We start from the raw sequence: 16,333 nt of genomic DNA on the forward strand, positions 1-16,333 counted from the left end.
CGCAATTAACTTTAAAAAACACCGCACGAAAGGATTTTTAGCCGTGATATTATTACAAGTTCAACAAGTCGCACGCAGTTTTGGCGGCGATTACCTTTTCAAAAACGCACAACTCGAAGTACAAGACCGCGCCCGTGTTGCCCTCGTTGGTCCAAACGGGGCTGGTAAATCAACCTTATTAAAAATGATTGCCGGCATCACAACGCCTGATGAAGGCCAAATCATTCTTAGCAAAAATGCTCAAGTCGGTTACTTAGCGCAAGATAGTGGCTTAGACTCAACCCGGACAATCTATGCGGAGATGTTAACCATTTTCGATGATCTCCGCCAAATGGAAGCCCAAATGCATGAACTCGAGACCGCAATTGCGGACACAACCATTGACCATGCTAGCGAAGAATATGCAGCCTTACTAAAACGATATGACCAAGTCCAACACGATTTCTCTGAAGCTAATGGTTACGGCTATGAAGCCGAAATCCGTGGCGTCTTACATGGTTTCCAATTTCCAGAAGACACCTTTGAAAAGCCAATCAGTACACTATCGGGAGGCGAACGCTCGCGACTCGCACTTGCTAAGTTATTGCTTGAGAAAAAAGACGTCCTTATTTTGGACGAACCAACGAACCATTTAGATATCGAAACACTAACATGGTTGGAAAATTATTTACAAACTTATCCCGGTGCCTTGCTCACCGTCTCGCATGACCGGTACTTCTTAGATAAAATCACTAAAGAAGTCTACGACATGAGTCGCCACACATTGACCCATTATACCGGCAATTACAGCCATTTCTTAAGTTTAAAAGAAGCTAACCTCTCACTCGAATGGAAGGCTTATGAAAAACAACAAGCTGAAATCGATAAACTTCAGACCTTTGTTGATAAAAACTTAGTGCGCGCAAGTACCACGAAACAAGCCCAAAGTCGCCGCCGTCAACTCGAAAAGATGGATAAATTAGACCGGCCGCAAAACGAAGCCGGTAAAATTCATTTTCATTTCGAAAGCGAACATCCAAGCGGTAACGAAGTATTGCAAGTAAGCGATGCCGCTGTCGGCTATTCCCCCGATAAAATCATGGTACAACCAATCAATTTTGAAGTGAACCGCCACGAACGCTTAGCCATCATCGGACCTAACGGAATTGGTAAATCGACCCTTCTCAAAAGTATCTTGCACCAAATTCCGTTCATCAAAGGCCATGAAAAAGTCGGTAGTAACGTTTCAATCGGCTACTACGATCAAGAGCAACGCAATTTACACACTAACAAAACCGTCCTCAACGAATTATGGGATGAACACCATACAACACCTGAAAAGGAAATTCGCACACTACTTGGTAGTTTCTTATTCACCGGTGACGATGTTTTAAAGGTTGTGTCACAACTCAGTGGTGGTGAAAAAGCCCGCTTACTCTTGACGAAACTCGCGATGAACCATGACAATTTCTTAATCATGGATGAACCAACGAACCATTTGGACATTGATAGCAAGGAAGTCTTGGAAAAAGCCCTCCGTGAATTCGATGGCACCGTCCTCTTCATTTCCCATGACCGGTATTTCATCAATCAAGTCGCCACTGGCATTATCGAACTATCAGATACTGGTAGCAAACGATACCTCGGTGATTACGATTACTACCTCGCCAAGAAAGCTGAAGAAACAGCTTACGCAGAAGCAGCTAGCCAAAACAGTGCAATTATCCAACCAAGTGCCAATGTACAAGATGCCTACAAAGCAAGTAAGGAAAACCAACGTGCACAACGGAAACTAGAACGCGAAGTTACTGCTTTAGAAGAAAAAATGGCCGCACTAGAGACTAAGGCCAACGCAATCCAAGAACAAATGACCCAAGCAGACGTAATTACTAAACCCCTCATGCTTCAAGAACTACAACAAGACCTAGAAAAAGTCCAAGCTGAACTCGCTCAAACAGAATCAGACTGGGAAGAACAAGCGATGGCACTAGAAGAACTAACACAATAGAGTGCGTCAAAAGCCGGTTATGCTGCGAGCATCAGCCTAACATGGCGAATGCTTGCTACAAGCAATCGTTTGACTTGTGTAGCTAAGCACAGAAATATGCCTGCACCACATAAAAAAGGGTAGCGATCAATATCGCTGCCCTTTTGCATTTTAATTAATTTGTTTGCCGAACGGACTTAACGATAACGCCGCTAGCTTAAAGTGTTGCCGGCCAAATGGAATCCCAATAATCGTAATTGATAATAATAGCCCCCAAAAGACATGGCTCGCCCACATCACAAGACCACCTAAGAAAAACCAAACAATGTTTAATAAAAACGAACCTGCACCCCCCGTTGAAACAACGGTTGCGTTAAACGGCATCAAGGTCAATGCGCCAATCTTAAAACATTGTAGCCCGACTGGAATTCCAATAATCGTAATACTCCAGGCAATCCCCAGAATAAACCAACCGATAGCCTCTACTAATCCCCCGAATAGCCACCAAATTAATGTACCAATTAAACTCATTGAATAAACTCCTTTATACTTGATTGCCTTAATTATACCTGATTCATAAACAAAAAAAGCGGTAGCCGCCTAAAAATAGGTCGCTACCGCTTTTCTTAATCTTTTTTTAACCGATTAATGCTAACGCTTGTTTCAAGACAGTTTCGCCGTCCATCATGCCGTAAGCCTTCATATCAATTACTTCAACACCGATTCCTTTTGGTGCCAATTTCTCTTTAAATTGACCTTCCATGAAACGAACTTGAGGGCCTAATAGTACGCAGTCAATTTTTTTAGATTCGAGTTGGTTGTCTGCATCTGAAGCGCCAGTTGCAAAAATTTCTGCGTCTAAGCCTTGTGCTTCAGCGGCCTTTTGCATCTTTGAAACTAATAAACTTGTTGACATCCCTGCTGCACAACATAACATGATTGTTTTTTCTGCCATAATGAATTACCCCCTTAAATTTTAATTGATTAGAAAACGACAAAAGGCTTATAAAAAGCGTTTTCATTTCTTCTATATTTTTAGTATAAGCGCTTTCTTTCTTAATGTCAATTAATGTTATTTAAAAATATATAAGCCGCTCATTTTGTTGACCTATCCCCATCATTAACCTGTCACCTGTTATTTTATCGCATGAAAGGTATTTTTTATGCTCCCTACTAAACACAAAAAAACTGCTAACCAATGCCTAAAAATCGTCGGTTAGCAGCTTTTAGCTATTTTATTGTTTAGTATAGAATCGTTTTAATTTTGTCTGGCAACGCGATTGTGCCCGTTTCATCTGTTCAAACGTGCAATCTAGCTGACGACACGCTTGTTCAACTGCTAGTTGCCCCGTCAAAACCCGAAAGGCCACTAACTCTAAAGCAGATAGTGTCTCTAAGTACGCCCGCATTTCAACCGTTGACTGATAGTATGCAACGGTATCTTCAGCGAGCGCATTGCATTCCGGACAACAATCAAATAACAGGGCTTGCTGATCGACCCGTCGTTTCTGAGCAAGTTCTTTGCGAATCAAGTTTAATACGTGGTGGTGAAAGCGTAATTTATAAAAACCACCAAAACTTTTGCCGCAATTTTGATCATAACACTGGCAAGTCTCATAACAGACGATTCGCGCTTCTTGTAACCAATCGTCCTCATCAAATAAGCGAATATAATATGGAGTAAAGGTGCGATAAACCATTGGTAAATAGGCTTTAAATAAAACATCCAACGCCTCAGAATCGTTTTCAACCACCGCTTGAATTAAGTTTGCATCACGTTTTGCTGATTCCATCAACGAACCACCTCTCACGCAACCCCACGCCTTTATCTTAACAAGTTATCGTACATTTATTAAGAGAACGTTTGTTTAATCATCTTTTTCAGCACTTAGTGCATCTCGCATCTGTGCAAGTTGATCTAGTTGCGCCGGATTCCACGGCATATTCCGTTGCAAGGTCCGATCATGATAATGCTTGGCATCATGGTCAATTTCACGGCGCGTTCGGCGAATCTCACGATAAAAATCGTGCGAAGACACCCGCAATGCGCCCCGTGAAAAAATCGTCCACTGCTCAGCTTGATCACTCGAAACAACCGTCACTTGCGTAATCGGCGACATTAATTTACCCGCTAAGCCTTCGATATAACTGTCCGCTGTTTCATCCTCATCGGTGAAGACAACTTCCAAATCATACTGCGCATAACTTTGTTTAATCCCTGGCACATACATTGCATCAAATACTAAGATGACTTCAATCTCACGAAACTTGCGATATTCTGATAATATCTGCAATAAACGATCACGCGCATCCGCGAGATGATCATTTTGTTTCAACTTATTCAGCTCGGGCCAGTTCCCAATGATATTATAACCATCTGCAATTAAGATCTGTTTTTTCATCTGCTATACCAAAGGTTGACGGCTATTATAAGCCTGATACATTAAAACCCCCGCAGCAACACTCGCATTTAAACTTTGCACATGACCGACCATTGGAATCGTCAACGTTTGATCAACTTCTTTTTTAACAATTGGTGAAAGCCCCTTGCCTTCATTACCAATGATTAAGCCGATTGGTCCTTTAGCATCCCACTTACGATAGTCGGTACCAACCATATCGGTGCCAAAAATCCAAAGACCACGGTCCTTCAATTTCTTAATTTCTTGTGTTAAGTTCGTGACACGCGCCACTAGGATATGTTCGATCGCACCAGTCGATGTCTTAGCAACTGTTGATGTTAACCCCACCGCACGATGCTTAGGAATAATAATCCCATGCACACCAACCGCATCAGCTGTCCGCATGATTGAACCCAAGTTGTGGGGATCTTCCAAGTTATCCAAGATTAAGATAAACGGTTCTTCTTCTCGGGCTTTGGCCTTAGCGAAAATATCATCAACACTCGCATATTCAAACGGTGCGATTGCTAAGATAATCCCTTGGTGATTTTGACGGTCACTCAATAAGTCCAACTTATTTTTAGGCACATTTTGAATGATTAGACGTTTTTCTTTCGCTAATTTCACAACATCGTGGACAAAGTCAGCCTTCAAGCCATCTTGTAAGAAAATTTTATTGATTTTCTTCGCATCACTGGTCTTCAATGTTTCTAAAGAAGCGTGTTTTCCGATGACGAAATCAGTTTGTTCTTCAACAACTGCTTCTTCGACGGGTGCTGCTGGTTTCTTGTTAGCTGGACGGCGCGTTGGCTTTGCCGAATTATTGGCCGTCCGACGACTATTGAATTCGTTGTTCTTTTGTTTGAATGGTTGGTTATTATTTTTTCTCATGGGTCCTCCCAGCGTCGACTTGTTGAATACACCAGTGGGCTAATTCAGCGACGCGCTCTTGTTGTTCAGTTAAGTATAGATAGCCAAAAACTGCTTCAAAGCCCGTTGAGGTCCGATAAGTCGAAACACTCGTATTCTTGGCTTTCGTATAACTTTTGGCATTTCTACCGCGTTTAAAAATATTCATTTCTTCTTCTGTTAAATAATTATCATCGATCATCAAACCAATCAAAGCAGCTTGCGCTTTAGCCGACACATAATGTGTCGCCACTTGTTGCAAGCGCGTTGGTTTGGTTAAACCGAGTTCTAGCAAATGGGCGCGGACATACACTTCGTAGGCTGAATCGCCCATATATGCCAACGCAATCCCGTTTAGTTGTAAAGCATTTTTCATGCGCGTCTCCATCTCATTCCTTGTGGTGTATCTTCCAAAATAATCCCTTGTTCTTTCAATTGATCGCGAATCGCATCACTGCGGGCAAAATCCTTTGCTGCCCGTGCAGCTTTGCGTTCTTCAATCAAGCTTTCGACCTCTGCGTCCAACAGTTGGGCCGCCTTAAACTCAACACCAAAAATGGCTAACAAGCGCGTTAGACGGGCAGTTAAATCCACTAACGTACCAGCTTGGACGGTAGCCCGTTCCAGGTATTGATTACTAAGCTTAGCGAGTTCATACAATTCTGTTAACCCGTTTTGCACGTTAAAATCATCATCCATCGCTGTCACAAAGGCGTCTTCCAAGCTTGCTGCTTGTGCGGCAATGTCTGCGTCTGCGCCCGCTTCAGCAGTCGCTTGGCGGAACGCTAAGTTATCGAGGGTCGTTTTTAAACGATCCAGGTTCGTTTGCGCTTCAGCTAATAATGATTCACTGTAGCGAATTGGTCGGCGATATTGCGTGCTACTCATCAAGAAACGTAATGCTTGTGGATTAACTTCTTGAATCAAATCATGCACCGTCACGAAGTTGCCAAGGGACTTACTCATTTTTTGATCATCATCCCCGACTGTCACAAAGCCATTGTGCAACCAATAGTTGACGAAATGTTTACCAGTCTTCGCTTCACTTTGAGCAATTTCATTTTCATGATGTGGGAACTCTAAATCTTGGCCACCGCCATGAATATCAATCGTGTTGCCTAAATATTTGGTCGACATGACTGAACATTCGATATGCCAGCCTGGTCGCCCCTTACCCCAAGGTGAATCCCAAGCAATATCGGTCCCTTTTTCTGACTTCCAAAGGGCAAAGTCGATTGGATCTTCCTTACGTAGGGTTTCTTCGGTTGCTGTATGTTCGCTGGCCCCTTGTTCGAGCTGATCGATATCTTGACCAGCTAGATGGCCATAGTCCTTAAATTTACGAGCACGATAGTAAACATCGCCATCAACGGCATAGGCATAATCTTTAGCAATTAAGTCTTGAATGAACGCGATAATTTCTGGAATGTTTTCTGTCGCCCGCGGATTGAGTGTCGCTGTTTCAATATTAAGTGCTTGGGTGTCTTCTTTAAAAGCGGTGATATAGCGTTCAGCTAATTCCGGAACCGTGATTTGTTCCGCACTCGCAGCCTCAATCATCTTGTCGTCAACATCGGTAAAATTTGAGACATAATCGACTTGATAGCCACGGTATTCGAGATAGCGGCGAATCGTATCAAAGGCAATCGCACTGCGCGCATTACCAATATGAATATAGTTATACACAGTTGGTCCACAGACATACATTTTAACGCGGCCTGCTTGAATCGGTTTGAAGACTTCTTTTTGACGCGTGAGGGTATTATAAACGGTTAACATCGAATCTTCCTTTCTTAAACGTGCTCTTGCAGGCTTATTTCTGCGCTTAACCAAATTTGCCCAATCGGCGATTGCATCGCCAATTCGTCAAATCCAGTTAATGCTCAAAATATAACCACCTGCTGTCGCACTCTTCTTCTAAACGTACTTTTTGAAACTGACTTCTGTGCTTTGCTCCATACCGCAAACGATCGCCGGTGGCGCTCCCTCACGGTATTAGGCAAATGCTCGAAGTCAAACCGTTTCAAACGCACTCTTCCAAATAAAAAGCGTCCTTTGTTGGTTAACAAAAGACGCCGATTGAGCGTGGTTCCACTTTTCTTTGCAAAAATGCCTTGAACAGGTAACGGTGTCCCGGCTAAGTCACAAAGTCACTTGGCATTTCAGAGGTGCATTTCGATGGGGCAATCGGCTTTCTTCCAGCAATTCGAAAGCTCTCTTAACAATTGGCATCATCTACTTATTCTCTTCATCAATTTTAACGGTTTAGTTGGTCTCCATGATACAGATTATTGACGACCGTGTAAAGTGTTCTGCGTGGCTATTTTTCTTTCAAGCCTTTTTGTTGATGCGCTGGTCTAGCAAAAATCATCCGCCCCGCAGCGGTTTGAAGCGCACTTGTCACAATCACTTCTAGCGGTTTATTTAAGTAATGTTGGCCATCTTCAACAACGATCATCGTGCCATCATCAAGATAGGCAACCCCTTGTTGCCGTTCTGTTCCGGCTTTCACCACCGTCACGGTCATCGCTTCTCCAGGTAAAACTGCAGGCTTCAACGTATTGGCGAGTTGATTGATATTGAAGACCGGTACGTTTTGAAATTCACAGACCTTGTTCAAGTTATAATCATTCGTCACGACAATCCCATCAAGTAATTTTGCCAATTTAACGAGTTTACTATCGACTTCCGTTAAATCCTCGAAATCACCGTCGTACATTTCAACAGATAAGCTATCGTCTTTTTGAATATCGTTTAAGATATCCAGTCCACGGCGCCCACGTGCCCGCTTCAAATTATCAGCGGAATCTGAAATTAATTGTAGTTCATGTAAGACAAAGTTTGGCACCATCAATGTGCCTTCGATAAAGCCCGTCTTAGCAATTTCTTTTATTCGGCCGTCAATAATCACACTTGTATCTAGAATCTTATACTTACGGAAATTATCGCCGACTTTACGTTCTAATACATCAGCATTGCGTTTCTTAGGTTGGATCAAACGGCGCCATTCTTCCATTCGCGTTGTCCCAATTCGAAAGCCGAGATACCCTAAAGCAATCATTAATAAAATGGGTACAACTGTATTTAATGCAAAAATGGGCATCCGGTATAGCGGAATCGAAACAACATTTGCTAATAACAATCCAATTAGTGAAAAAACACTCCCAAATAAAATAAAACTAGGTGATTGTTTCGTTAAGGCTTTTTCAAGCCGGTGCATAGCTCTCAACATTGGTGTTGCCAGCGCCAAGAATAATAGATAGAAAATAATGGCACCTAAAATGGCGTTAGTAATACCGTTATTGAGATACATCATGTCTTCCAAATGAACTAATGGCCAAAATACTGGGAACGCCGTAATTCCAAGCGCACCTCCTAAGATAATGAACACAATTCCTAATATTCTTTTTTTAGTAAATCGTTTTTGTTGCATCGTTCAACCTCCTCTCGCTCCAACTTATGCCTAGTTGAATACTTTCTTTAAAGTTTCTGCAATCGTGGTCACACCAATCACTTGAATATCCGTCGGTGCGTCCCACCCTTGTAAGTTATTCTTTGGTACATAAATACGTTTAAAGCCTAATTTAGCAGCTTCACTGACGCGTTGTTCAATCCGGTTGACCCGGCGAATTTCACCAGTCAGACCGATTTCACCGACGAAACAATCAGTTGGTGGAATTTCTTTATCCCGATAGCTTGATGCAATCGAAACAGCCATCGCCAAATCAATCGCAGGTTCATCTAATTTAACACCGCCAGTTGCTTTTAAATACGCATCTTGGTTCGATAACATGAGACTAGCACGCTTTTCAAGCACCGCCATAATCAAGGAGACTCGATTATGATCTAACCCTGAAGACGTGCGCTTTGCATTCCCGAATAGTGTTGGGGTAATTAGGGTCTGTAACTCGACCAAGATGGGTCGCGTGCCTTCCATCGAAACAACCACGGCTGAACCTGTCGCCCCTGCCAAACGTTCTTCTAGGAAAATCTCGGATGGGTTCGCAACTTCTTTTAAGCCGGCTTCACGCATTTCGAAAATCCCAATCTCATTGGTTGAACCAAACCGGTTCTTAACCGAGCGAAGAATGCGGTAAGTATGATGCGTATCCCCTTCAAAGTACAACACAGTATCTACCATGTGCTCCAAAATCTTAGGACCGGCAATAGCGCCCTCTTTAGTGACATGCCCAACCACAAAAATCGTAATCTGGTTCGTCTTCGCAATGCGCATCAATTCAGCGGTGACTTGACGCACTTGTGAAACACTACCGACTGCGGAAGTCACTTCTGGTTCGCTCATCGTTTGAATTGAATCAATCACCACAAAGTCGGGTTTCATTGTTTCAATCTGATGCCGAATATTGCCCATATCCGTTTCAGGATATAAGTAAAGTTGATCGCCATTCACATCAAGCCGGTTAGCCCGCATCTTAATCTGGGATGCACTTTCTTCACCAGAAACATAAAGAATCTTACCAACCTTTTCAAGTTGTCCGGAAACTTGTAGGAGTAACGTTGATTTCCCAATCCCAGGATCCCCACCAATTAGAATCAATGAGCCCGGTACCACTCCACCGCCAAGCACGCGGTTGAGTTCGTTTAATTCAGTTTTAATACGCGGTTCCTTTTGAATATTAACGGTGCTGATTTGTTCTGGTTCAGTTGCCCGCCCTGAAATCGTAAAACTTGATTTCGCGCTAGCTGCAGGTTGTTCACGTTCTTCGACCATTTGGTTCCAAGCGCCACAATTCGGGCACCGACCTAAGAATCTCGGGGAACTATAGCCACAATTTTGGCAAACAAACTGAGTCTTAATTTTAGCCACAAAGATTCTCCTTCATTATCGAGATTAGTTTTATTTTAACATAAGTTTGTGAATTTTCGGCGACCTAGCGATTACCGTTTAGCGACCAGATGAGCCAAACCCACCCGTTCGTTTGGTGGTTACCGTCACTTCATCATCTGCGACTAAATATGGCATGAAGATGCCTTGTCCAATTCGTTCACCTTTTTTCAAGATAACATCCCGCGGACTGAAGTTAACCATTTGGATAAAAATTTCACCTTCGTTGGCATCATTGCCGTAGTAATCCGCATCGATAATGCCGACGCCGTTGGGTAAAATTAACCCTTTTTTGAGTGGGTTGCTTGAACGATTGGCGATCATTAAATATTCGTCGTCTTGCATGTAAGCCTTAATCCCGGTCGGTACTAGAAAGGGTTTCAACGTTTTTGATGCGCGTTCAAAATCGTCATCCACTAACGGTTTGCCATTTCGAATCATTCGGAACAAACGCACAAAGTTGTAATGCCAGATTGATGGCAACACGAAGTCCTCCGCACAAGCAAAGTCGTAGCCCGCCGAATGCGCTGTTGAACGCACCGGTAAACTCAATCCCGCCTCTTGGTATTTGGTCACAATTTCAAAGCCGCGTTTTTTCATTCCTAAAACTCCTAATATTATCGCCCATTTGGGTTTTTTTTGTACCACTGTATCATACCATGAAACCGCGGAGGCTGTGAATAATGCCTAAGACTAATTTAATTAAAAATTTAACAAAAAGCGCCCAATTAAAGCGTTTTTTTCGTATAATAGATTTATTAATACAAAAGGGGTGTCTTGATGGATAAGAATGCAATGAAAAAGATGGCAGCTGAACGCTCAGTGGATTTTGTCGAAGATAACATGATTTTAGGACTCGGAACAGGTTCAACAGTAGTTTACATGGTGGAAGCCCTCGCAAAACGGGTACAAGCAGAACACCTCAACTTAACATGTGTCTGCACCTCAATTCGTACTGAAGAACAAGCCAAATCACTTGGGATTCCGGTCAAAGCACTCAACGATGTCGACCACATTGATTTAACCATCGATGGTGCCGATGAAGTCGATGCCAACTTCCAAGGGATTAAAGGCGGCGGTGCTGCGCACTTATTCGAAAAATTAGTCGCAACTACTTCAACCCGCAACATTTGGATTGTCGATCAAGAAAAAGTGGTCGATACAATCGGTCGCTTCCCACTACCAGTTGAAGTGATTCCATTTGGTAGCCAACAAGTGTTCAACAAAATGGCTAAAGAAGGCTTAAATCCAGAATTCCGGATGACTGCAGACGGCCAACACGTCTTAACTGATTCTAAAAACTACGTCATCGATTTACACCTCAACCAAGTCCAACATCCCCACCTACTGGCATCATGGCTCAGTGAACAAGTCGGCGTTGTTGAACATGGTCTATTCCTAGACATCGTCGACCAAGTCGTGGTTGGCGCACCTGATGGCGTGAAGATTTTAACAGCAAAATAAAGCGTGCGTTTAAAGCAGATTTGACACTGTGCACTAGCACAGTGTTTTAAATGACCGACAAAATCGGTCGTTTGCAATACGTAGCTAAGCGCAAGCGTCAGCTTTAAAAAGCACGTTCCCAAACGAACCCTCAGCGGTTCGTTTTTTTGTGTCCCGTGCTCTCATATAAATCGTTTTCTTTCACATTTATCAATCACCATTCTTTTAGCTTTATCCCCGTTATTCGGTTTACATCTCCCATCTAATCAACTAGAATTAAACTAATTCAAAAATTAAGGAGTGATTAGATGACCCAAGAAATTACACATGATAATTTAATCAAGATGCGGACCGCTTTAGCTGGCGTGCCGCAAGCAACGACGCTCAAAAATGCTGTGATGACGAATGGCATTAACGCCGTTAGTCAACGCCCCGATGCTGCCGTCACCCTTGATCCAACCTACTCAATCGACCTCCCCACTGGTGATGTCAGCTTTCAAAAAAAGAGTGGGCGGTGCTGGTTATTTGCCACTCTAAATACATTACGCCACGATTTCGAACAGAAATATCACGTTAAGAATTTCGAACTCTCCCAAAATTATCTATCTTTCTGGGATCGCATCGAAAAGGCGAACCTCTTTTATGAAAAGATTTTAGCAACTGCCGACAAGCCGATTACGGATCGCGAAGTCGCCTTCACCCTCGCTGGTCCCGATTTTGACGGTGGCCAATGGGACAACGCAGTGGCACTGATTCAAAAATACGGTGCTGTGCCCAAGTCAGTCATGCCCGAAACTTATAACAGTGACTTAACCACTGAATTCAACAGCACTCTTAATTTGAAACTGCGCAAAGATGCGATTCAATTACGGCAACTTGTTGCTGACAACGCTAGCGAAGCAACCGTCAGTGAAACGCGGACTGGTTTCTTAAGTGAAATCTATCGGCTATGTGTTTACGCATTCGGCGAACTAGTCGAAACGTTTGACTTCACCTATCGCGATGACGACCAAAATTACCATGAAGACCGCGGTTTAACCCCGCAAAGTTTCTATCAAAAATATCTCAATCGCAACTTTGACGACTACATCACCGTTGTCAGCAGCCCCCAAACAAGTAAACAATACAACCAACTCTACAGTTTAGAATCGCAAAACACGGTAGTCGAAGGTCACCCAATGCGCCTCTTAAACTTACCCCCTGAACGTTTAAAAGCACTGGCTATCCAATCCTTACAAAACGGTGAAACAATTTGGTTTGGCAATGACGTGCTCGCGGATATGGACCGACAAAAAGGCTGGCTTGATCGCAACCTTTACGACTATTCTGGACTCTTTGGTTTGGATTTGACGATGCCAAAAGATCAACGACTTGACTACCGACAAGGCGTTGTTTCCCACGCGATGACCCTCACCGGTGTCGACCTCGTAAACGACCAACCAACGAAATGGAAAGTCGAAAACACATGGAGTGCCAAAGTCGGTACAAAAGGTTACTTCAGTATGAGCGACGCTTGGTTTGACGACTACGTTTACGAGGTAATTGTCAAAAAAGCGTACCTTACAAAAGAAGAACAAGCCGCACTCACAAAAACCCCAATTAAGCTAGACCCATGGGACGCACTGCAATAGAGTGCGTAGTAAGCCCAGTTTATCCTGAGGATTAACACAGAACGGCGAAGGATTGCGCCAGCAATCGTTTGACGTTCAGGGTTAACCGGAAGGATATGGCTTACGGAGCACGTTTCAAATCAGAGTGCGCCATCAATGGGTTACTTCTGAGCACTTACAGCACTTGACGAATTGGCAATGCAGTCGCCGATTTGGCAAGTGCTGTAAGGCGGAAGAAGTTGTTGATGAAAGCACGTTTCAAAAAAATAATGCCATTCAAACCGGGTAATTTAATTTAACCCACCAAATTTTAGAGGAGGTTTTCCACATGGTTCAACCCATTACAGCAAAAGATATTCAACAATTCAAAGCCGATTTCAAGGCAACACCACAATCCAACACAATTAAAAATGCCATTATGAACAACGGCTTTTTAGCCACGAGTGCTAATACCGATTCAAAAGCCAAAATGGCCCCCGTTTTTTCAATCGACTTAGATACCGGTGCCGTTTCCAATCAAAAGCAATCTGGTCGTTGCTGGATGTTCGCCGCGTTAAATACAATGCGCCACAGCCTCCAAGACCAATTCAAAATTAAGGATTTCGAATTGTCCCAAAACTACACCAACTTCTGGGACAAATTCGAAAAATCAAACTACTTCTACGAAAACGTCTTGAAGACTGCCAGCCAACCAATTGGCGACCGCAAAGTCGACTTCTTAATGACAACGCCCCAACAAGATGGCGGCCAATGGGACATGCTCTGCGCACTCATCGAAAAATACGGGATTGTACCTAAGTCAGTCATGCCCGAAACATATAATAGTGAAAAATCAAGCGAACTCAACGGCGTTTTGAACCTTAAACTCCGTAAAGATGCCGTTACATTACGCCAATTAGTAGCCGACGGTGTTAGCGAAGCCGACATCCAAGCTAAAAAAGACGCGATGTTAACCGAAGTTTACCGGATGCTCGTTTATGCATTGGGCGAACCACCCGTTGAATTCGACTTTGAATACCGCGATGATGATCACAACTATCACATCGAAAAAGGCCTCACACCGCAAACGTTCTATCAAAAATACGTTGGCTGGGACCTCGAAAATTACGTTTCATTGATTAACTCACCAACTGCCGACAAACCATACAACCACTTATACAGCGTTGAAATGTTGGGCAATGTGGTCGGTGGCCGTGAAGTGCGGCATTTAAACCTCGACATCGACACTTTCAAACAACTCGCGATTAAACAACTACAAGCAGGTGAATCCGTTTGGTTCGGTAGCGATGTAGGCCAATCATCTGATCGCAAACTCGGCATCATGGACACTGAAATTTATCAAAAAGATGCCATGCTCGGCATGGATCTTTCAATTTCTAAAGGCGAACGCCTTGATTACGGTGAAAGTCTCATGACCCATGCGATGGTCATCACCGGTGTCGACCTCGTCGATGGTCAACCAACCAAATGGAAGGTTGAAAACTCATGGGGTGACAAAGTTGGGACGAAAGGTTACTTCGTCATGAGTGATAGTTGGTTTGACGAATTTGTTTATCAAATCGTGATCAACAAACGCTTCTTAACGGATGAAATGAAACGCATTGAAACAGAAGAATACGATCACCCAACCGTTCTCGCACCATGGGATCCAATGGGCGCATTAGCAAGTCGCTAAACAGTAAAAGGGGCTGAGACAAAAGTAAATTTTGTCTCAGCCCCTTTTTTGATATTAGAACTTTAATCGTCTAAACGTGTTCTTATAAGTCATCCCCTTCCGGCTAATCCTCAGGGTATCCCGACTTATGGCACACGCTTTTTTATGTTCCAGTACCGACTGCGAGCAAGCTATCATAATAAATCTGCATCATCATTTGCCAGTCACTGAATTGAAGCCATTCATCCCCTTTATGGGCAATCCCTTTTTGACCTGGAAATGATGGGCCAAACGCGATGATGTTCGGTAACGCGCGCGCATAAGTCACGCCCGTTGTTGTGACCGGTGTGCCATCCAAACCAGTATCTGCCGCATAAATCGCAGAGGGTTGTTGAATAAATGGCAATGTTGGATCAGTAACTTGCGATGGATAACGCCGTTTAACCGTCAACGTCATCCCCGGCAACATGGCAGCTTTAATCCCAGTTAACAACTGATCTTCCGTCACTGGGATTGGGTAACGACATGTCAGATGCACACTTAACTGTTGGGCTTCAATCGATACCCCATAAAAAGCAAGTTGCAATGCTCCTGATGCTTCATCTTGATAATTAATCCCCAAGTTTTCCCCAGTTGACTGCGTCCCGATTTTAGCGGCTATCCATTGATAAAATTGACCCGTTTGACCAGTGAGTTGACTTGCATCGGCAACTAATTTCGGTAACACATTATCCGCCATTTCGGGGGCATTGCTAGGTGCCTTTTTGCCGTGATAAGTTTTAACCGTGCCATCGGCCAAAATCAGCTGTGCATGATCTGGCAGATAACTTTTAGCGAACCGTCCTTCAATCGCCGTAATTTGTTGCTCAGAGCCGTCCGTAATCGGTAACGCTAACTGGACATCTAACAAGCCCCGTTCGCCGTAGACGGCTGGAAATTTACAATCTGGTGTGAATCCGGCATATGGTGCGGAATGTTCCGCCAAATAAATTGGCATATCCTGACTCCCAGATTCCTCATCAGTGCCAAAAATAATTCGGACGCGTTGTTTAAATGTTATCTTTTGCGTCTTAATCAGATACAGGGCAAATAATGTCGATAAAAGTGGTCCCTTATTATCCAAAACACCACGCCCATACAGCATATTATCTACCTGAGTCAGTTCAAATGGTGGATAATGCCAATCATCTTCAACATCCACGACATCTAAATGACCAAGAATCCCAAAATAAGTTGGCGCTTGCGTTTCGTCTGGTCCATATTCTGCCCAGCCAACACAATTGCCGACTTGCCCCGTCCTAAAGCCCATTCGATCAGCAATCGCCAACACTGTTTCCAATGCGCGTTTCGGACCAATTCCAAACGGCGCTTCAAACGTTTGCGCTCCACACACACTCGGCACGCGTAACACTTCCCGCAAGTCCGCTAAGAACTCATCAGCATGTGCTTCAAATAATGCCTTAAAATCTGCTCTAATCGGTTTCACAAGAATGGCTTCTTTCT

General features: G+C 43.5%; 15 protein-coding genes. 4 read left to right on the forward strand and 11 right to left on the reverse strand.

From position 1 onward, the window contains the following. Positions 1 to 43 precede the first annotated feature (43 nt). Positions 44 to 1,987: an ABC-F family ATP-binding cassette domain-containing protein gene (locus ACF1X7_RS03070; RefSeq protein ID WP_065825915.1), complete on the forward strand. Its 1,944-nt coding sequence runs from the start codon at positions 44 to 46 to the stop codon at positions 1,985 to 1,987. Positions 1,988 to 2,137: 150 nt separating this feature from the next. Here the strand turns inward: ACF1X7_RS03070 and ACF1X7_RS03075 are convergent, their stop codons facing one another. The 10 genes from ACF1X7_RS03075 to ACF1X7_RS03120 form a co-directional block, all read right to left on the reverse strand. Then, positions 2,138 to 2,497 (reverse strand): YccF domain-containing protein, encoded by a 360-nt coding sequence (locus tag ACF1X7_RS03075; protein ID WP_004265057.1) that lies wholly within the window; start codon positions 2,495 to 2,497, stop codon positions 2,138 to 2,140. Between the two features lie 106 nt (positions 2,498 to 2,603). Further along, complete coding sequence (locus tag ACF1X7_RS03080) at positions 2,604 to 2,921, reverse strand: PTS sugar transporter subunit IIB (protein WP_004265021.1); 318 nt, start codon at positions 2,919 to 2,921, stop codon at positions 2,604 to 2,606. Between the two features lie 280 nt (positions 2,922 to 3,201). Further along, entirely contained in the window at positions 3,202 to 3,759 is a 558-nt protein-coding gene (locus ACF1X7_RS03085) for a sigma-70 family RNA polymerase sigma factor (protein ID WP_039098349.1), read from the reverse strand. 75 nt (positions 3,760 to 3,834) lie between these two features. Continuing rightward, on the reverse strand, positions 3,835 to 4,368 hold the full coding sequence (locus ACF1X7_RS03090) for an NYN domain-containing protein (RefSeq protein WP_065825220.1): 534 nt from the start codon (positions 4,366 to 4,368) through the stop codon (positions 3,835 to 3,837). A gap of 3 nt (positions 4,369 to 4,371) precedes the next feature. After that, complete coding sequence (rlmB, locus tag ACF1X7_RS03095) at positions 4,372 to 5,259, reverse strand: 23S rRNA (guanosine(2251)-2'-O)-methyltransferase RlmB (protein WP_081326616.1); 888 nt, start codon at positions 5,257 to 5,259, stop codon at positions 4,372 to 4,374. Then, positions 5,246 to 5,653, reverse strand: a complete 408-nt coding sequence (locus tag ACF1X7_RS03100) for a Mini-ribonuclease 3 (RefSeq protein ID WP_004265086.1) — start codon at positions 5,651 to 5,653, stop codon at positions 5,246 to 5,248. The genes rlmB and ACF1X7_RS03100 overlap by 14 nt, the downstream gene beginning before the upstream one ends. Beyond that, positions 5,650 to 7,056 carry a cysteine--tRNA ligase gene (gene cysS, locus ACF1X7_RS03105; protein WP_069468437.1) on the reverse strand — a complete coding sequence of 469 codons (1,407 nt, stop codon included), beginning with the start codon at positions 7,054 to 7,056 and terminating at the stop codon, positions 5,650 to 5,652. The genes ACF1X7_RS03100 and cysS overlap by 4 nt, the downstream gene beginning before the upstream one ends. A 541-nt stretch (positions 7,057 to 7,597) precedes the next feature. Beyond that, positions 7,598 to 8,710, reverse strand: a complete 1,113-nt coding sequence (locus ACF1X7_RS03110) for a PIN/TRAM domain-containing protein (protein ID WP_039098346.1) — start codon at positions 8,708 to 8,710, stop codon at positions 7,598 to 7,600. A gap of 30 nt (positions 8,711 to 8,740) precedes the next feature. Continuing rightward, complete coding sequence (gene radA, locus ACF1X7_RS03115; RefSeq protein ID WP_039098345.1) at positions 8,741 to 10,105, reverse strand: DNA repair protein RadA; 1,365 nt, start codon at positions 10,103 to 10,105, stop codon at positions 8,741 to 8,743. Between the two features lie 78 nt (positions 10,106 to 10,183). Then, positions 10,184 to 10,723, reverse strand: coding sequence for a dUTP diphosphatase (locus tag ACF1X7_RS03120; RefSeq protein ID WP_064776895.1), 540 nt, complete (start codon positions 10,721 to 10,723; stop codon positions 10,184 to 10,186). 180 nt (positions 10,724 to 10,903) lie between these two features. On the opposite strand from ACF1X7_RS03120, the gene rpiA reads away from it, so the two are divergent. From rpiA to ACF1X7_RS03135, 3 genes are all read left to right on the forward strand, one after another. Then, positions 10,904 to 11,587, forward strand: coding sequence for a ribose-5-phosphate isomerase RpiA (gene rpiA / locus ACF1X7_RS03125; protein ID WP_039098344.1), 684 nt, complete (start codon positions 10,904 to 10,906; stop codon positions 11,585 to 11,587). A gap of 287 nt (positions 11,588 to 11,874) precedes the next feature. After that, positions 11,875 to 13,197, forward strand: a complete 1,323-nt coding sequence (locus ACF1X7_RS03130) for an aminopeptidase C (protein ID WP_411162417.1) — start codon at positions 11,875 to 11,877, stop codon at positions 13,195 to 13,197. 307 nt (positions 13,198 to 13,504) lie between these two features. Next, entirely contained in the window at positions 13,505 to 14,851 is a 1,347-nt protein-coding gene (locus ACF1X7_RS03135) for a C1 family peptidase (RefSeq protein ID WP_056967168.1), read from the forward strand. 142 nt (positions 14,852 to 14,993) lie between these two features. On the opposite strand, the gene ACF1X7_RS03140 is transcribed toward ACF1X7_RS03135, so the two are convergent. Next, a complete protein-coding gene (locus ACF1X7_RS03140) occupies positions 14,994 to 16,316 on the reverse strand; it encodes a Sapep family Mn(2+)-dependent dipeptidase (protein WP_081272976.1) in 1,323 nt (440 codons plus the stop codon). Between the last annotated feature and the right edge of the window lie 17 nt (positions 16,317 to 16,333).

The sequence above is a fragment of the Latilactobacillus sp. VITA-14 genome, from assembly GCF_046580785.1.
GTDB classification, from domain to species: Bacteria; Bacillota; Bacilli; order Lactobacillales; family Lactobacillaceae; genus Latilactobacillus; species Latilactobacillus curvatus.

Excerpts from the sequence above, each read along its gene's own strand:
- ACF1X7_RS03075 (WP_004265057.1), bottom strand. The coding sequence starts at position 2,497 with ATGAGTTTAATTGGTACATTAATTTGGTGGCTATTCGGGGGATTAGTA.
- cysS (WP_069468437.1), bottom strand. The coding sequence starts at position 7,056 with ATGTTAACCGTTTATAATACCCTCACGCGTCAAAAAGAAGTCTTCAAA.
- ACF1X7_RS03135 (WP_056967168.1), top strand. The coding sequence starts at position 13,505 with ATGGTTCAACCCATTACAGCAAAAGATATTCAACAATTCAAAGCCGAT.
- ACF1X7_RS03080 (WP_004265021.1), bottom strand. The coding sequence starts at position 2,921 with ATGGCAGAAAAAACAATCATGTTATGTTGTGCAGCAGGGATGTCAACA.
- ACF1X7_RS03120 (WP_064776895.1), bottom strand. The coding sequence starts at position 10,723 with ATGAAAAAACGCGGCTTTGAAATTGTGACCAAATACCAAGAGGCGGGA.
- ACF1X7_RS03090 (WP_065825220.1), bottom strand. The coding sequence starts at position 4,368 with ATGAAAAAACAGATCTTAATTGCAGATGGTTATAATATCATTGGGAAC.
- ACF1X7_RS03130 (WP_411162417.1), top strand. The coding sequence starts at position 11,875 with ATGACCCAAGAAATTACACATGATAATTTAATCAAGATGCGGACCGCT.
- rpiA (WP_039098344.1), top strand. The coding sequence starts at position 10,904 with ATGGATAAGAATGCAATGAAAAAGATGGCAGCTGAACGCTCAGTGGAT.
- ACF1X7_RS03100 (WP_004265086.1), bottom strand. The coding sequence starts at position 5,653 with ATGAAAAATGCTTTACAACTAAACGGGATTGCGTTGGCATATATGGGC.
- rlmB (WP_081326616.1), bottom strand. The coding sequence starts at position 5,259 with ATGAGAAAAAATAATAACCAACCATTCAAACAAAAGAACAACGAATTC.
- ACF1X7_RS03110 (WP_039098346.1), bottom strand. The coding sequence starts at position 8,710 with ATGCAACAAAAACGATTTACTAAAAAAAGAATATTAGGAATTGTGTTC.
- ACF1X7_RS03085 (WP_039098349.1), bottom strand. The coding sequence starts at position 3,759 with ATGGAATCAGCAAAACGTGATGCAAACTTAATTCAAGCGGTGGTTGAA.